General features: G+C 73.5%; 13 protein-coding genes. 9 read left to right on the forward strand and 4 right to left on the reverse strand.

The genetic code is table 11. The features are described 5' to 3' along the window. The first annotated feature begins 208 nt into the window (after positions 1-208). Complete coding sequence (locus tag C3486_RS18790) at positions 209-1123, forward strand: SDR family oxidoreductase (protein ID WP_103833879.1); 915 nt, start codon at positions 209-211, stop codon at positions 1121-1123. Positions 1124-1159: 36 nt separating this feature from the next. Here C3486_RS18790 and C3486_RS18795 read toward each other — a convergent pair whose 3' ends face one another. The 4 genes from C3486_RS18795 to C3486_RS18810 all read right to left on the reverse strand — a co-directional run bounded on the left by C3486_RS18795 (position 1160) and on the right by C3486_RS18810 (position 5725). Continuing rightward, the gene (locus C3486_RS18795) at positions 1160-2206 is read right to left on the reverse strand and encodes a Ku protein (protein ID WP_103833911.1); all 1047 of its coding nucleotides are present in this window, start codon (positions 2204-2206) and stop codon (positions 1160-1162) included. Between the two features lie 249 nt (positions 2207-2455). Continuing rightward, entirely contained in the window at positions 2456-2869 is a 414-nt protein-coding gene (locus C3486_RS18800; RefSeq protein WP_103833880.1) for a DUF2795 domain-containing protein, read from the reverse strand. Positions 2870-3059: 190 nt separating this feature from the next. Further along, entirely contained in the window at positions 3060-4100 is a 1041-nt protein-coding gene (locus tag C3486_RS18805; RefSeq protein ID WP_103833881.1) for an SDR family oxidoreductase, read from the reverse strand. Between the two features lie 80 nt (positions 4101-4180). Next, positions 4181-5725, reverse strand: coding sequence for an FAD-dependent oxidoreductase (locus C3486_RS18810; RefSeq protein ID WP_103833882.1), 1545 nt, complete (start codon positions 5723-5725; stop codon positions 4181-4183). 165 nt (positions 5726-5890) lie between these two features. Between C3486_RS18810 and C3486_RS18815 the strand changes: the two genes are divergently transcribed. The 8 genes from C3486_RS18815 (at position 5891) to C3486_RS18850 (ending at position 16155) form a co-directional block, all read left to right on the forward strand. Further along, the gene (locus tag C3486_RS18815) at positions 5891-6310 is read left to right on the forward strand and encodes a DUF2267 domain-containing protein (RefSeq protein WP_103833883.1); all 420 of its coding nucleotides are present in this window, start codon (positions 5891-5893) and stop codon (positions 6308-6310) included. 276 nt (positions 6311-6586) lie between these two features. Next, positions 6587-7144, forward strand: a complete 558-nt coding sequence (locus C3486_RS18820) for a hemerythrin domain-containing protein (protein ID WP_103833884.1) — start codon at positions 6587-6589, stop codon at positions 7142-7144. A 67-nt stretch (positions 7145-7211) separates the two neighbouring features. Further along, on the forward strand, positions 7212-7628 hold the full coding sequence (locus tag C3486_RS18825) for a CBS domain-containing protein (protein ID WP_103833885.1): 417 nt from the start codon (positions 7212-7214) through the stop codon (positions 7626-7628). A gap of 130 nt (positions 7629-7758) precedes the next feature. Next, positions 7759-10875 carry an FAD-binding and (Fe-S)-binding domain-containing protein gene (locus C3486_RS18830; protein WP_103833886.1) on the forward strand — a complete coding sequence of 1039 codons (3117 nt, stop codon included), beginning with the start codon at positions 7759-7761 and terminating at the stop codon, positions 10873-10875. Between the two features lie 18 nt (positions 10876-10893). After that, entirely contained in the window at positions 10894-12717 is a 1824-nt protein-coding gene (locus C3486_RS18835; RefSeq protein ID WP_103833912.1) for a thiamine pyrophosphate-requiring protein, read from the forward strand. After that, positions 12717-13844, forward strand: a complete 1128-nt coding sequence (locus C3486_RS18840; protein ID WP_103833887.1) for an enolase C-terminal domain-like protein — start codon at positions 12717-12719, stop codon at positions 13842-13844. Before C3486_RS18835 ends, C3486_RS18840 begins: the two co-directional genes overlap by 1 nt. A 46-nt stretch (positions 13845-13890) precedes the next feature. After that, complete coding sequence (locus C3486_RS18845; RefSeq protein ID WP_103833888.1) at positions 13891-15753, forward strand: glycoside hydrolase family 15 protein; 1863 nt, start codon at positions 13891-13893, stop codon at positions 15751-15753. A gap of 69 nt (positions 15754-15822) precedes the next feature. After that, positions 15823-16155, forward strand: coding sequence for a plasmid stabilization protein (locus C3486_RS18850; RefSeq protein WP_103833889.1), 333 nt, complete (start codon positions 15823-15825; stop codon positions 16153-16155). Positions 16156-16162 lie beyond the last annotated feature (7 nt).

A 16162-nucleotide genomic window follows, 5' to 3' on the forward strand; every position in this document is an offset into this window, starting at 1 on the left:
GCGAAGTCCATGACGCACCGAGTACCGCCCCGGGACGAAAGGAAACCCGTCGGCGCGATCGGGCACCACGGGCCCCGGCGGGCGCCGACTCGCCGCTCCCGGTGGGCGCCCCGATGATGGATTGAGGCCCATCGGGCGGGGGACCCGAGGAGCGGCCGAAGGGGGCGGCTCAGCACGGAACACTGCCGAAGCGGAACAGGAGGAGTCAGTGGCCGCGCACAACGGAGACCGGCACGACGAGGCGAGCGGGCAGCCGCAGAACCCCAGGGAGAAGTACCCGCAGCCCGATTTCCCGCAGCAGGACCAGGAACATCCCGGCTGGACCGGGCCGATGGACCCGCCGCCCGACCACGGCGAGGAGAGCTACCGCGGCAGCGGCCTGCTCACGGACCGCAAGGCGCTGCTGACCGGCGGCGACTCCGGCATCGGCCGCGCGGTGGCGCTGGCGTTCGCGCGCGAGGGCGCCGACGTGGTCTTCACCCATCTGCCGGAGGAGGCCGACGAGGCCCGGGAGACCACCCGGCTGGTGGAGGAGGCGGGCCGCAAGGCGGTCGCGGTGCCCTGCGACATCCGCGAGGAGCCGGCCTGCCGGCAGCTGGTGGACCGGGCCGTCGCGGAGCTGGGCCGGATCGACATCCTGGTGAACAACGCGGCGTACCAGATGTCCCAGCCGGACGGCATCCAGGCCATCAGCACCGAGCAGTTCGACCGGGTGCTGCGCACCAACCTGTACGGCATGTTCTGGCTGTCGAAGATGTCGCTGCCGCACATGCCCAGGGGCGGCTCCATCATCAACACCACGTCGGTGCAGGCGTACAAGCCCAGCCCGCACCTGCTGGACTATGCGACGACCAAGGGCGCGATCGTCACCTTCACGCAGGGGCTCGCGCAGATGGTCGCCGGGGACGGCATCCGGGTGAACGCGGTGGCGCCGGGCCCGGTGTGGACGCCGCTGATCCCGGCGACCCTGCCGGACACCCAGGAGTTCGGCAAGCAGGCGCCGCTCGGGCGGCCCGCGCAGCCCGCCGAGATGGCGCCGGCCTATGTCTTCCTGGCGTCCGAGCGCGCAGGGTTCATCACCGCGGAGATCGTGAACGCCACCGGCGGCACGCCGCTGCCGTGACGTGTGACGGACAGCTGCCGTCTGACTGACAGGGCGTCAGGAGGCCCTCTTCCGGGGGCGGCCCTTCGTGCCGCCGCCGGAGAGGGCCTCGATCAGCTGGTCCCGGCTCATCGACGAGCGGCCGGGCACGTCCGCCTCGGTGGCCCGCCGGTACAGCTCCGCCTTGGTCAGCCCGTCGAGTCCGTCCGCGGCGGACGCCGACTCCGGCTTCCGCTTCCCGCCGGACGACCGGCCGCTGCCGGACTTCTGCTGCTCACCGGACGTCCGGTCCTCCTCGGACCCGCCCTTCCCGCCGGACTTCCGGCGGCCCTTGGCGCGGTCCACGCTGGCCTGGAGGGCCTCGCGCAGGTCGATGACGTTGGTGGGCTCCGGAGCGGGCTCGGCCTTCTCCACGCTCTCCCCGGCGCGCTTGGCCTCGATGAGCCGCCGCACCTTCTCCTGGTACGTGTCCCGGTACTCCGCCGGGTCCCACTCGACGGTCAGCGCGTCGATCAGCGCGACCGCGGTGTCCAGCTCCTTCTTGTCCGGCTTGGCGCGCCCCGGCACCGTGGGCAGCTCCTTGTGCGGGTCCCGCACCTCGTCGGCCCAGTGCAGCGTGTGCAGGGCCAGGATGTCGTCCTCGGCCTTCACGGCGACCAGGTACTCCCGGTTGCGCATCACGAAGGTGGCGACGCCGGCCTTGTTGGCCTTCGCGAGCGCCTCCCGCAGCAGGCCGTAGACCTTGGCGTACTCCTTGCTCTTCGGAGCGAGGTAGTACGTCTTGTCGAAGTAGATCGGCTCGATGTCGTCGAGGTCGACGAAGCCGGTGATCTCCAGTGACTTGGACCGGCCCGGCGCGATCTCGTCCAGCTCGTCCGGCTCCACGAGCACGTACTCGTCGCCCGCGTCGTAGCCCTTGACGATGTCGTCGTACCGGACTTCCTTGCCGGTGCGTTCATTGACCCGCTTGTTGCGCACCCGGTCGGAGGTGCCGCGTTCGAGCTGGTGGAAGTGGACGGTGTGGCTCTCCGTCGCGGTCACCAGCTGCACCGGCAGGGCGACCAGCCCGAACGAGAGCGCACCGGCCCAGACCGCGTGTGCCACGTACGCCACCTCCTCACCTCCCATCGCACCGCGGCGGGGCGGTGCGCGCATCCCGGCGTGCGCCGTACGGAGGGCGGTGCGGGCGGCGGGGGTTTGGGCCCGGGGAAGCGTGGCACTCGGCAGTCCGGCCGAGCGGCCGGCACTGGGAGATGGGAAAGCGCCGGGCCGGAGGGGATCATCCGGCCCGGCGCAACCATGCCGGGGAAGACGGCCGCGGCGCGTGCGCGCCGGGCGGCCGCCGTGGCGGTCTCAGGTACGGCGCTCCTCGACACCGAGGCCGAGCGCCCGCGCGATGTCCTGCACATTGGCGAACCGCTCGCCGCCGGGCAGCTTCTCCGCCCGGGCCAGCAGCCCGTCCGGCGCGTTGTTGCCGCGCAGCGAGTCCAGCACGGCGTCCCGGTCGGCGGGGTAGATGCTGGGGTCGAGGTGGCGGGCCAGGTCCGAGCGCAGCTCCACGTCGTCCCCGGACATGCCCGGAGGTGTGCCGCCTTCGAGGGAGCCTTCGGGAGAGCGCCGCACGGCGGGCTGGTCCTCACCCGCCGGCTCGGGCTCGTGCTCCTCCTCGACCCGGATGCCGCGATTGGCCCGCAGTTCGCCCTCCAGGCGCTTCTTCACCTCGTCGTCGTGCAGCGGGCTGTCCGGCCCGCTCCCCTTGTCTGCCATGCTTCTTCCTCCAGAGGTTCGATGCTGACGGGCGGTGTGCCGCCGGGCCCCGGCCGCGGCGCGCGCCGCGGCGCTGTGACCTGCCGACGGCGCTCCCGGAGTGCCCGTCGGCGCGGCACCGGAAACCCGTAACGATCAAGTTCGGCCCAACGGCGCAGCGCTCCGTCCGGGACCCGGCGCACCCGTGCCGTCAGGCGGTCTTCGGACGGCCGGCCAGGGGTGGCGTGGGCGCCCCGCTCGCGTTCCGCAGGCCGCTCAGCAGCGCGCCGACGGCCTCGGTCGCGGTGCGCTCGGGCCGCCAGCCCAGCTCCTCGCGTGCCCGGCCGCAGTCCATGAGCGGCAGCCCCAGGACCGCGTCGAAGAGGTGCGGCGACGCGCGCACCAGCCGCAGCCGCCAGCCGGTGCCGAGGGCCACGCGCGCGGCCGCGGCGGGCATGCGTACGGTACGGGCCTTCAGCAGCCGGGCCAGGAACGGCATGTCCACCGGCGGCTCGGCCGCGAGGTTGAAGGCGCCGCGCGCCTCGCCGAGGACGGCCAGCCGGTAGGCGCGGGCCGCGTCGTCGGTGTGCAGCACCTGGAAGCGCAGGCCCGGGATGTCCGGCAGGACCGGCAGCAGTCCGGGGCGGGCCAGCTTGCCGAGCTGCGCGGGCGTGGCGACGCCGCCGAAGATCCGCCGCTGCTCGGACGCCGACTCCTCCTTGAACAGGAACGCCGGGCGCATCCGGACCACCCGCATGTCGGGATGGTCCCGCTCGAAGCCGTCCAGGACCCGCTCCAGGTACGCCTTCTCGCGGCAGTACGCGGCGTCCGGCCAGCCGTGGGTCGGCCAGTCCTCGGCCACCTTGTGGTCCTTGGGGCCGGGGGAGTAGGCGCCCACCGAGGAGGCGTGCACCAGTGCGGGCACCCCCGCCCTGGCCGCCGCCTCGAAGACCCGCATGCTGCCGAGGACGTTGGTGCGCCAGGTCTCCGGCGGGCGGTGGGTGGGCTGGAAGGCCCAGGCCAGGTGCACCACGGCGGACGCGCCGGCGAAGTCGGCGGCGAGGTCGTACTCCTCGTCCGCGATGTCGGCCGCTGTCCAGGTGGTCTTCTCCGGCGCGCGGTGCGGCATGCGCCGCGCGACGCAGTGGATCTCGTCGATCTGCGGGTCCTCGCTCAGCACGCTGACCACGCTGGTGCCGACGTTGCCGGTGGCGCCGGTCACCACGACCCGCCGTACGGGAGCACTGCTCATCAGCTGTTTCCTCTCCTGTCGCCGGTACGCCGGCGAGGCGGTCGGACGGTGCCCGTCCTGGGTTCCCGCGGCACCCGCCGTTACACGTCGGAGCCGAGGTCCAGCTGCTCCAGCGGGTGCTGCGCCGGACCCTGGAGTACCGTGCCCTCCGTCCCGAAGCGGGAGCCGTGGCAGGGGCACTCCCACGCCGTCTCCGCCGCGTTGAAGGCGACCAGGCAGCCCAGGTGGGTGCAGCGGGCCGAGACCGCCTGCACCGTGCCGTCCTCGTCCCGGTACACCGCGGCCCGCTGCCCGCCGACCCGGACCACGGCGCCGGTGCCCGGCGGGATGTCCGTGACGGAGTCGACGTGGGTGGTGCGCAGCCGGTCGCCGATGAAGTGCATGCCGACCTTGGCCTGGTGGCTGAGGAACGCGGGCGCCTCGCGGACCGGGCCCCACAGCCGCCGCGGGTCGTACAGCCCGGCCCACGGCGGCGGGTCGCCGTCGATCAGCCCGGTGAGGAGCCGGCCCGCCATCACGCCGCCGCTCAGCCCCCAGCCGCCGAAACCGGTGGCGACGTAGGTGTGCCGGGCGCCCGGGTGGAACGGCCCGACCAGCGGCACGGTGTCGGTGGAGTCGTTGTCCTGGGTCGCCCACCGGTAGGCCACCTCGGTGCCGGGGAAGGTCCGCTCGGTCCAGTCGGCGAGCTTCCTGAACCGCTCGACGGTGTCGCCCGTGCCGGGGGTGAAGGTCTCCCCGGTGACGACGAGCAGCCGCCGGCCGTCGCCGTAGGGCGCGGTGCGCATCGAGCGCTTGCCCTCCTCCTCGGTGATGTACATGCCGCCGATGTCCCGGCCGGCGTCGATGGGCGCGGCCACCACCAGCTCCCGGCGCGACGAGAGCCGGGTGAAGAGCAGGGCCCGGTCGAACACCGGGTAGTGGGTGGCGACGACCACCTCACGGGAGGTCACCGTCGTGCCGGTCTCGGTCGTCACCCGGCACGGCGAGCCCTCGTGCAGCCCGGTGGCGCGGGTGCGCTCGTACACCTCGCCGCCGTGCTCCCGCAGGTCCTCGGCGAGCGCCAGCAGGTACTTGCGGGGGTGGAAGAGGAGCTGGTCCTCGACGCGCACCGCACCGGCCACGTCGAACGGCAGCCCGGTCCCGGTCACGTACGAGGCCGGCAGCCCGGCCTCCCGCGCGGCGTCCGCCTCGGCCCGCAGCTGGTCGGTGCCGGCCGGGTCGCGGACGTAGGTGAACGCGGGGAACCGTTCCAGCTCGCAGTCGATGCCCAGCTCCTGCGCGACCTCGGCCACCCGCTCCACCGCGCCCTGCTGCGAGACGGCGTACTGCAGGGCGGCGCCGCTGCCGCGGGTGCGGCGCAGCCGGTCGTAGACCAGGGTGTGCAGCGACGAGAGCTTGGCGGTGGTGTAGCCGGTGACGCCCGCGGCGATCCGGTCCGCTTCCAGGACGACGACGCGGCGGCCCGTTCTCGCCAGTTCCCACGCGGTACTGAGCCCCGCGACGCCACCCCCGATCACCGTCACGTCGGCTTCGGTGTCCTCGGTCAGCGGCGCGTACGCCGTGGTGTCCGCACTGGCCATCCAGTACGACTCGTCGATGCCCGGGAGGTCTGAAGTGTCGAACATGCGGCAACGGGTGCCCGGCTCCCGCCCGGCCGAAGCCTTCCGGTCCGGTGATGCCCTCGGACGGAGGGCCGGGGATGGCCGGGTGGCGGTGCGGCGCGCGGCCCGCTCCGGTGTTGCGGGTTCCCGGGGGAGGCGGACGATGGAAGGGGACCACAGGAGGGCAGCATGGGCGGCGACCTGCTCGGGGCGGTGCGCACCTCGGGGCGCTACCGGACCACGGCCGAGGCCGAGCGGGCGCTCCGGCAGGTGCTGGCGGCCTTCGCCGGCCAGCTCAGCGGCGCCGAGCGGGCCGCGCTGCTCGGTGCCCTGCCGCCGGAGGCCGCACGGCTCGTCGCGGGGGCGGTGCGGGACGAGCGGCGGCGCACCGCCTGTGCCTTCGTCGACGGGGTGGCGGCGCGTACGGAGGGCGCCACGCACGCCACCGCGCGCTGGGACGCCAGCACCGTCCTCATGGCCGTCGGCGCCCACCTGGGCGAGGAGCTGCTGCAGCGGATACTGGACCGGCTGCCCCGGGGGTACGCGCTGCTGTTCGGCCGCGCCGATCTGCGGCCGACCGCCGGTCCTGTCCCTCCCGCACCATCCTGACCTGCCGGAACCGGCGAAATTTCGACGGTGGGAGGTTTGCCCGCCGCGGGGCGAGGGACCCGGACGCCGGGCCATGGGGTCCATGGGATGGGAAGAGCGCCGGACCGGTGACCGTCGCACCGGTCCGGCGCGCACCCTTGTGCGAAACAAGAGCCATTCGGCCCAATCGTTCCCGATCGGTCGACTTGCGGCGTTACGGGCGTGAGGTATCGGGAACTCGTCCGATGGCGCCCGGAGAGTCCGGCCGCGCCGTTTCCGCGAAAGGTGGCAGCAGTCATGGGGCACGGCGGCGACGTCATCCAGGAACTGACCACCGACCACCGCGAGGTCACCGAGCTCTTCGGACGGATCGAGAGCGCCGCGCCGGGGTCGGACGAACGCAAGCGCCTGGCCGACGAGCTGACGATCGAACTGGTCCGGCACTCCGTTGCCGAGGAGCAGCACCTCTACCCGGCGGTGCGCAAGCACCTCCCCGAGGGCAACGCGCTCGCCGACAAGGAGATCGCCGACCACAGCCGGGTGGAGGAACTGCTCAAGGAGCTGGAGAAGACCGGCGCCGAGCACCCCGACTTCAACCACCTCGTCGTCAAGCTCCGCACGGAGGTCACCGAACACGTCAGGGACGAGGAGGGCCGCCTCTTCCCGCAGCTGCGCGACGCCTGCCCGCAGGAGGAGCTGGACGCGCTCGGCGAGAAGATCCGCAGCGCCAAGAAGACGGCGCCCACCCGGCCGCACCCCAAGTCCCCGACCACTCCGCCCGCCAACAAGCTGCTGGCCCCCGGAGCGGGGCTGGTCGACCGGGCCCGGGACTTCGTCACCGGGCGCGGCAAGTAGGCCCGGCCACCCGGCCGGCCGACCCAGGAACAGCGACAACGGACAACCGCGAGGAGGACCACCCGACATGCCTACCGCACGCGACATCATGTCCCCCGGCACGGAGTGCATCGGCGCCGAGGACAGCGTGCTCGAAGCCGCCCGGCGGATCACCTCGCTCGGCGTCGGCGCACTGCCGATCTGCGGTACCGACAACAAGCTCAAGGGCGTGCTGACCGACCGCGACATCGTGGTGAAGGTGCTCGGCGCCGGCAAGGACCCGGAGAAGACCACGGCCGGCGAGCTGGCCCAGGGCGAAGCCGTGACGATCGGCGCAGACGACGGCGCCGAGGAGATCTTCGCGACCATGGCCGAGCACAAGGTGCGGCGGCTCCCCGTCATCGACGGCCACAGCCTCATCGGCATGGTGGCCCTGGCGGACGTCGCCCGCGCGCTGCCCGACCCGCAGACCGGGGACCTGCTCGAAGCGCTCTCGACGGACTGACGGCACCGGCCCGTCACCGGTTCCCGGTGCGCCCGCCCGCGCGTCCGGCGGGCGTACCGGTGTCATCGGGCCGAAGGGCCGGACACGGTCACGGAAACACGAAGGCGGTGGACGGACGAGGAAGGTGACCATGGCCCCGAACGAACCAGCGGAACTCACCGCACGCAAGCGCCCGGCGCACGGTGGCGAGGAGCCGGACCTGGGCGCGCTGGAACGGGCGCTGCGCGCCAGGGTCGACGGCGAGGTGCGCTTCGACGCGGGCAGCCGGGGCGCGTACGTCACCGACGGCTCGAACTACCGGCAGGTGCCCCTCGGGGTGGTCGTGCCGCGGAACGTCCGGGCGGGCGCCGAGGCCGTCGCGGTCTGCGCGGAGTTCGGCGCGCCGGTGCTCTCCCGGGGCGGCGGCACGAGCCTGGGCGGCCAGTGCACCAACACCGCCGTGGTCATCGACTGGACGAAGTACTGCCACCGACTGCTGTCGGTCGACGCCGAGCGCCGCACCTGCGTCGTCGAGCCCGGCATCGTCCTGGACGACCTCAACCAGCAGCTCGCCGAGTACGGACTGAAGTTCGGGCCCAAGCCGTCCACGCACAGCCACTGCGCCCTCGGCGGCATGCTCGGCAACAACTCCTGCGGCGCCTCGGCACAGGCGTACGGCAAGACCGCCGACAACGTCCGCCGCATGGAGGTGCTCACCTACGACGGCACCCGGATGTGGGTCGGGGCCACCTCCGACGCGGAGTTCGAGGAGACCGTCGCCGCCGGCGGCCGCAAGGGCGAGCTGTACCAGGGGCTGCGCCGCATCGCCGACCGCTACATGGCCGACATCCGCCGGGGCTATCCGCGCATCCCGCGCCGGGTCTCCGGCTACAACCTCGACGCGCTGCTCCCGGAGAACGAGTTCCACCTCGCCCGGGCCCTCATCGGCAGCGAGGGCACCCTGGTCACCGTCCTGCACGCGGAGCTGGACCTGGTACCGGTGCCGGCCGCGGAGGCCATACTGGTCCTCGGGTACGACGACATCTGCGCCGCCGCCGACGACGTGCCCCGGCTGCTGAAGCACTGCCGGCCCACCCAGCTCGAGGCGCTGGACGGGCGGATGGCCCAGCTCATGCGCGAGGAACACGCCTTCCTCGACTCCCTCGAACGGTTCCCCGAGGGCGACAGCTGGCTGCTGCTCCAGTTCAGCGGCGACGACCAGGAGGACGTCGACGGGCAGGCCCGCGACCTGCTGCGGGCCATCGGCCGCAGCGAGGACGCGGCCGACGTGTCGTTCTCCGACGACCCCGAGCGCGAGCAGAAGATGCTCAAGGCCCGCGAGGCCGGGCTGGGGGTGACCGCGCGGCCCCCGGACGACCGGGAGACCTGGGAGGGCTGGGAGGACTCCGCCGTACCGCCCGACAAGCTCGGCGACTACCTGCGCGACCTCAAGCAGCTCTTCGCGGAGTTCGACTACGACCACCCGTCCCTCTACGGGCACTTCGGGCAGGGCTGCGTGCACACCCGCATCCCGTTCGGGCTCAAGGACGCCGAGGGCATCGCGCGGTTCCGGGAGTTCGTGCACCGCGCCGCCGACCTCGTCGCCTCCTACGGCGGCTCGCTCTCCGGCGAGCACGGGGACGGCCAGGCCCGCGGCGAACTGCTGCCGAAGATGTTCGGCGAGCGGCTGGTCACCGCGTTCGGCGAGCTCAAGGCGCTGTTCGACCCGGACGACCGGATGAACCCCGGCAAGGTCGTGGCGCCGTACCGGGTGGACGAGAACCTCCGGCTCGGCGCCGACTGGCGGCCGAAGAGCCACGACACGCACTTCGGCTACCCCGAGGACGACCACTCCTTCACCCGCGCCGTGATGCGCTGCGTCGGCATCGGCAACTGCCGCACCCACTCCGGCGGCGTGATGTGCCCCTCCTACCGGGCGACCAACGAGGAGGAGCACTCCACCCGCGGGCGCGCCCGGCTGCTCTTCGAGATGCTCGGCGGGCACGACGACTCGTCCGTCACCGACGGCTGGCGCTCCACCGAGGTCAAGGACGCGCTCGACCTCTGCCTGGCCTGCAAGGGCTGCAAGTCCGACTGCCCGGTCGGCGTCGACATGGCCACCTACAAGGCCGAGTTCCTGTCCCACCACTACGAGGGCCGGCTGCGCCCCGCAGCCCACTACTCGATGGGCTGGCTGCCGCTGTGGGCCCGGCTCTCCCGCGCGGCCCCGCGGCTGGTCAACGCCGCGCTCAGCGCACCCGGCATCGGCCGGCTCGGCAAGATCGTGGCCGGGGTCGCGGGCGAGCGCACCCCGCCGGTCTTCGCCGAGGAGTCCTTCGTCCAGTGGTGGCGGGCGCGCGGCACACCGGAGCCCGACCCCGCCGACCCGCGCACCGTCGTCCTCTGGCCGGACACCTTCAGCACGTACTTCCACCCGAGCATCGCCCGGTCCGCTGTGCGCGTGCTGGAGGACGCGGGCTTCCGCGTCACCGTGCCCACACAGGCCGTGTGCTGCGGGCTCACCTGGATCTCCACCGGCCAGCTGCGCACTGCCAAGCACGTCCTCGGCCGCACCCTCGAAGTCCTGCGGCCCTGGCTGGAGGCCGGTACGCCGGTCATCGGACTGGAGCCGTCCTGCGCCGCCGTCTTCCGCGCCGACGCGCCCGAGCTGATGCCGGAGGACAAGGACGTCCAGCGGCTCGCGAAGCAGTTCCGCACCTTCGCCGAACAGCTGGTCAACCACGCGCCCGACGACTGGCGGCCGCCGCGCATGGCCCGCACCGCCACCGTCCAGACCCACTGCCACCAGCACGCCGTCCTCAAGGACGACGCCGACCGGGAGCTGATGCGCCGGGCCGGCATCGAGGCCGAGGTACTGGACGAGGGCTGCTGCGGGCTGGCCGGCAACTTCGGCTTCGAACGCGGCCACCACGACCTGTCGATGAAGGTCGGCGAACTGGGCGTGCTGCCCGCCGTACGGGACGCCGCGCCCAGCGCCCTGGTGCTCGCCGACGGGTTCAGCTGCCGCACCCAGATCGAACAGGGCGGCACGGGGCGACGCGCGCTGCACCTCGCCGAGGCCCTCGCGCTCGGCCTGGACGGGCCGCTGCCGGCCACCCGGCCCGAAGCCCTGGCCCGGCGGCCCGCCGTCGGCGCCCGCGACGGCCGGCTGCTCACCGCGGGCGCGCTGGCCGTCCTCGGCGCCGCGGCCGCCGGCGCGTGGTCGGCGGCGCGCCGCCCGCCCCGTACGTCACCCATCGGAAAGTGAGAGGTAAGCCAAGTGTCGATCAAGGTGTCCGACTACGTCCTCCAGCGGCTGCGCGAGTGGGACGTCGACCATGTCTTCAGCTACGCGGGTGACGGCATCAACGGACTGCTGGCCGCGTGGGGGAGGGCCGACAACAAGCCCCAGTTCGTCCAGGCCCGGCACGAGGAGATGGCCGCGTTCGAGGCCGTCGGCTACGCGAAGTTCTCCGGCAAGGTCGGCGTCTGCGCGGCGACCTCCGGACCCGGCGCCATCCACCTGCTGAACGGCCTCTACGACGCCAAGCTCGACCACGTGCCCGTCGTGGCCATCGTCGGCCAGACCAACCGCAGCGCCATGGGCGGCTCCTACCAGCAGGAGGTGGACCTGGCGAGCCTGTACAAGGACGTCGCCTCCGACTTCTGCGAGACGGTGACCGTCCCCGAGCAGCTGCCCAACGTCATCGACCGGGCCATGCGCACCGCGATGGCCCGGCGGACCGTCACCGCGATCATCATCCCGGCCGACGTGCAGGAGCTGGACTACTCCCCGCCGCAGCACGCCTTCAAGATGGTGCCCTCCAGCCTGGGCATGGCCCAGTACGCGCCGGTCCCCGCCAAGCCCGCGCTCGCCGAGGCCGCCAAGGTCATCAACGAGGGCGAGAAGGTCGCCATCCTCATCGGGCAGGGCGCACGCGGCGCCCGCGCCGAGGTCGAGGAGCTGGCCGAGGTCACCGGCGCCGGCGTCGCGAAGGCCCTGCTGGGCAAGGACGCGCTGCCGGACGACCTGCCGTACGTCACCGGCGCCATCGGCCTGCTCGGCACCCGGCCGTCCTACGAGCTGATGATGGAGTGCGACACCCTCGTCGTCATCGGCTCCAGCTTCCCGTACACCCAGTTCATGCCCGAACTGGACCAGGCGCGCGCCGTCCAGATCGACATCGACGGGCACATGATCGGCATGCGCTACCCCTTCGAGGTCAACCTCGTCGGCGACGCCAAGGAGACGCTGCGGGCGCTGCTGCCGCAGCTGAAGCGGAAGAAGCACGGCGACTGGCGCAAGAAGATCGAGAAGAACACCGCACGCTGGTGGGAGGTCATGCAGCGGCGCGCCGCCGTGGACGCCGACCCGGTCAACCCCGAGTACGTCGTGCACGCGCTGGACCAGCTGCTGCCGCACGACGTCATCCTGGCCGCCGACTCCGGCTCCGCCGCCAACTGGTATGCGCGCCACCTGCGGATGCGCGGCGCCATGCGCGGCTCGCTCTCCGGCACGCTGGCGACCATGGGACCGGGCGTGCCGTACGTCATCGGCGCCAAGTTCGCGCACCCCGAGCGGCCCGCGCTGGCGATCGTCGGTGACGGCGCGATGCAGATGAACGGCATGGCCGAGCTGATCACCGCGGCCAAGTACTGGCACGAGTGGTCCGACCCGCGGCTCATCGTCGCCGTCCTGAACAACCAGGACCTCAATCAGGTCACCTGGGAGATGCGCGCGATGTCCGGTGCCCCGCAGTTCGAGCCCTCGCAGCACATCCCGGACGTGCCGTACGCCGACTTCGCGCGCTCCATCGGCCTCGGCGGCGTCCGGGTGGAGAAGCCCGGCGACGTGGAGTCCGCGTGGCGCCAGGCGCTGTCGGCCGAGCGCCCGTTCGTCATCGACTTCCGTACCGACCCGGCCGTGCCGCCGATCCCGCCGCACGCCAGCTTCGACCAGATCGAGGCCGCGGCGACCGCCATCCTCAAGGGCGACAGCGACCGCGCCGACGTGCTCAAGCAGGGCATCAAGGCCAAGATGCAGGAGTTCCTGCCCGGCCACCGGCACCGCGAGGACCGGCCCGGCGCCGAGGGCGGCCGGAACGCGTGATGACGGCCGTGCACGAAGGGGATGCCGAGCCCCCGGTGGAGTCGGTCGGGGCGGCGGTCTACACCGTCCCGACCGACGCGCCGGAGGGCGATGGCACCCTCACCTGGGACTCCACGACGCTGGTGCTGGTCACCGTGCGGTCCGGCGCCACCACCGGCTTCGGCTGGACGTACGGCGCGCCCGCCACCGCACAGGTCGTCACCGGGCAGCTGGCCGGCGTGGTGACCGGCCGCTGCGCCCTGGACGTGCCGGCCGCCAACGAGGCCATGAACCGGGCCGTCCGCAACGCCGGGCGGCCCGGCCTCGTCGCGGGCGCCGTCTCGGCCGTCGACCTCGCGCTGTGGGACCTCAAGGCCCGGCTGCTGGACCTGCCGCTGGTCCGGCTGCTCGGCGCCTGCCGGCCCGACGTGCCGGTGTACGGCAGCGGCGGCTTCACCACGTACGACGCGGAGCAGCAGGAGCACCAGCTGCGGCACTGGGTCGAGGAGCAGGACATCCCGCGCGTCAAGATCAAGATCGGCGAGTCCTGGGGCAGCGCCACCCGGCGTGACGCCGAGCGCGTGGCAGCGGCCCGTCGCACCATCGGCCCCGCCACCGACCTCTACGTCGACGCCAACGGCGGCTACTCCCGCAAGCAGGCCGTCCGGATGGCGGCCCGCCTCGCCGATGAGGGCGTCACCTGGTTCGAGGAGCCGGTCTCCTCCGACGACCTCACCGGCCTCGCCCACGTCCGCGCGGCCGTCACCCCCGACGTCACCGCGGGCGAATACGGCTACACCCTGCCGTACTTCGGGCACATGCTCCGCGCCGACGCGGTGGACTGCCTCCAGGCCGACGCCACCCGCTGCGGCGGCCTCACCGTCTGGCTGCGCGCAGCGGCGCTCGCCGAGGCCGCGGGCCTGGAGATCTCCGGCCACTGCGCGCCCCACGTGCACGCGCACGGGGCAGCCGCGGTGCCCAACCTGCGCCACCTGGAGTGGTTCCACGACCACGTCCGCATCGAGAACATGCTCTTCGACGGCGTCCTCGACCCGGCCGGCGGCAGCATCACCCCCGGCGCCGACGGCGCGCCGGGGCACGGCCTCACCCTCCGCGCCGACCTGGCCGAGCAGTACCGCACCGGCTGAACCGCGTCCCCACGGCGTCCGTCCGAACCACCCCCTCCGGAGCCCGATGACCGCCATCGACCTGCCCGAAAGCCATGCCTACCCGCCGCAGGCGCTGCACGACTACGCCGTACTGGCCGACGGCGAGCGCGCCGCACTGGTCGGCCCGCGCGGCGAGGTCTGCTGGCTGTGCGCCCCGCGCTGGCACGACGAGGCGGTCTTCGCCACCCTGATCGGCGGGGGCGGCGCGTACGCGGTGACGCCGGAGGACCGCTTCGTGCCCGGCGGCCACTACGAAGAGGGCACGCTGATCTGGCGCAGCCGCTGGGTCACCCAGCACAGCATCGTCGAGTGCCGCGAGGCGCTGGCCTACCCGGGCGACCCCGACCGCCTCGTCCTGCTGCGCCGCGTGGAGGCCCTGGAGGGCCCGGCCCGCCTGCGGGTGGTCCTGCACCCGCTGGCCGGCTACGGCGCCGAGCCGCTGCACGCCCCGCACCGCGACGAACACGGCGTGTGGACCGCCCGCGTCGGCGACCTCCACCTGCGCTGGACCGGCGGCGCGGAGGCCCGGCTGACGGACGCCCCGGCGGACACGGACGAGGCGGCGGACCCGGCGACGGGCGCCGGCTCCCGTCGCGCCACCCGGCTCGTCCTCGCCCTGCGGCTCGACCCCGGGCAGCACCACGACTTCGTCCTGGAGATCGGCCGCACCCCGCCGGCCGGTCCGCCCCCGGAGCCCGACGCCGCCTGGGACCGCACCGCACGCGCCTGGCGGGAGGCGGTACCGGCACTGGACGCGACCGTCGCTGCGGGGGACGCGCGCCAGTCGTACGCCGTGCTGCGCGGCATGACCGGCGCGAGCGGCGGAATGATCGCGGCGGCCACCACCAGCCTCCCCGAACGCGCCGAGGAGGGCCGCAACTACGACTACCGGTACGTCTGGATCCGCGACCAGTGCTACGCGGGCCAGGCAGCGGCGGCGGCCGGCGAGTACCCGCTGCTGGACGCCGCCGTCCGCTTCATCGGCGCACGGCTGCACGAGGACGGCCCCCGCCTCAGCCCGGCGTACACCGTGGACGGCGGGCCCGTGCCCGACCAGCGGGAACTGGACCTGGCCGGCTACCCCGGCGGCTACGACCGGATCGGCAACCGCGTCAACCGGCAGTTCCAGCTCGACGCCTTCGGCGAGGCGCTGCTGCTCTTCGCGGCCGCGGCCCGCGCCGGCCGGCTCGAAGGCGACGGCTGGAAGGCCGTGGACATCGCCGCTGACGCCGTCGCCCGCCGCTGGCGCGAACCGGACGCGGGCATCTGGGAACTGGAGCCCCGCGTCTGGACGCACAGCCGCCTCATCTGCTCCGCCGGGCTGCGCGCGATGGCCGGGGCCGCGCCGCGCGGACCACGGGCCCGCCGCTGGACCGAGCTGGCCGACACCCTGCTGGCCGCCGCCACCGCCACCTGCCTGCACCCCGACGGCCACTGGCAGCGGGCCGCCGACGACGCGGGGCTGGACGCGGCGCTGCTGCTCCCGGCCCTGCGCGGCGGGGTGCCCGCCGACGACCCGCGCACCCACGCCACGCTGCGCGCCTACCAGGACCGGCTGACCGACCACCACTACGCGTACCGCTTCCGGCACGACGACCGGCCGCTGGCCGCGGCGGAAGGCGCCTTCGTGCTCTGCGGTTTCGCGGTGGCGCTGGCAGAACACCAGCAGGGCAGGGAAGTTGAGGCGTTCCGCTGGTTCGAGCGCAACCGCGCCGCGTGCGGCGCCGCCGGGCTGTACGCCGAGGAGTTCGACATCACGCAGCGTCAGTTGCGGGGCAACCTGCCGCAGTCCTTCGTGCACGCCATGATGCTGGAGTGCGCGGCCCGGCTGGCCGGCACCGGCGGCGTGCCCGAACGGCCCACCTCCTCTCGCGGACCGCGGGGCTGAGAGGTGGAGTGGAACGTGCCACCGGTCCGCACTCCCGGCGGGACGGGGCCGACCACAAGGAGACATGACATGCCGCGAGGTTCCAGCAACAAGCGCGAGCGCCAGTACGAGCACATCAAGGAGGGCGCCCAGAAGCGCGGCACCTCGACCGGCCGGGCCAAGGAGATCGCGGCACGCACCGTGAACAAGGAGCGGGCACGCGCGGGCGAGTCCAAGACCGCGAGCAAGACCTCCACCCAGGACCGCAAGTCCGCGCCCCAGCGCGGCGGCCAGCGCTCGGGCAACCGCGCGGGCTCGCACGGCCCGACCAAGGACCAGCTCTACGCCGAGGCCAAGAAGAAGAACATCGACGGCCGCTCCTCGATGAACAAGGACGAGCTGGCCAAGGCACTCGGCCGCTGACCGGACG

The organism is Streptomyces sp. Ru73, from assembly GCF_002920575.1.
Lineage (GTDB): Bacteria > Actinomycetota > Actinomycetes > Streptomycetales > Streptomycetaceae > Streptomyces.

Coding starts and splice junctions, on each gene's coding strand:
- C3486_RS18800 (WP_103833880.1), bottom strand. CDS start 2,869: ATGGCAGACAAGGGGAGCGGGCCGGACAGCCCGCTGCACGACGACGAG.
- C3486_RS18805 (WP_103833881.1), bottom strand. CDS start 4,100: ATGAGCAGTGCTCCCGTACGGCGGGTCGTGGTGACCGGCGCCACCGGC.
- C3486_RS18810 (WP_103833882.1), bottom strand. CDS start 5,725: ATGTTCGACACTTCAGACCTCCCGGGCATCGACGAGTCGTACTGGATG.
- C3486_RS18815 (WP_103833883.1), top strand. CDS start 5,891: ATGGGCGGCGACCTGCTCGGGGCGGTGCGCACCTCGGGGCGCTACCGG.
- C3486_RS18820 (WP_103833884.1), top strand. CDS start 6,587: ATGGGGCACGGCGGCGACGTCATCCAGGAACTGACCACCGACCACCGC.
- C3486_RS18825 (WP_103833885.1), top strand. CDS start 7,212: ATGCCTACCGCACGCGACATCATGTCCCCCGGCACGGAGTGCATCGGC.
- C3486_RS18830 (WP_103833886.1), top strand. CDS start 7,759: ATGGCCCCGAACGAACCAGCGGAACTCACCGCACGCAAGCGCCCGGCG.
- C3486_RS18840 (WP_103833887.1), top strand. CDS start 12,717: ATGACGGCCGTGCACGAAGGGGATGCCGAGCCCCCGGTGGAGTCGGTC.
- C3486_RS18845 (WP_103833888.1), top strand. CDS start 13,891: ATGACCGCCATCGACCTGCCCGAAAGCCATGCCTACCCGCCGCAGGCG.
- C3486_RS18850 (WP_103833889.1), top strand. CDS start 15,823: ATGCCGCGAGGTTCCAGCAACAAGCGCGAGCGCCAGTACGAGCACATC.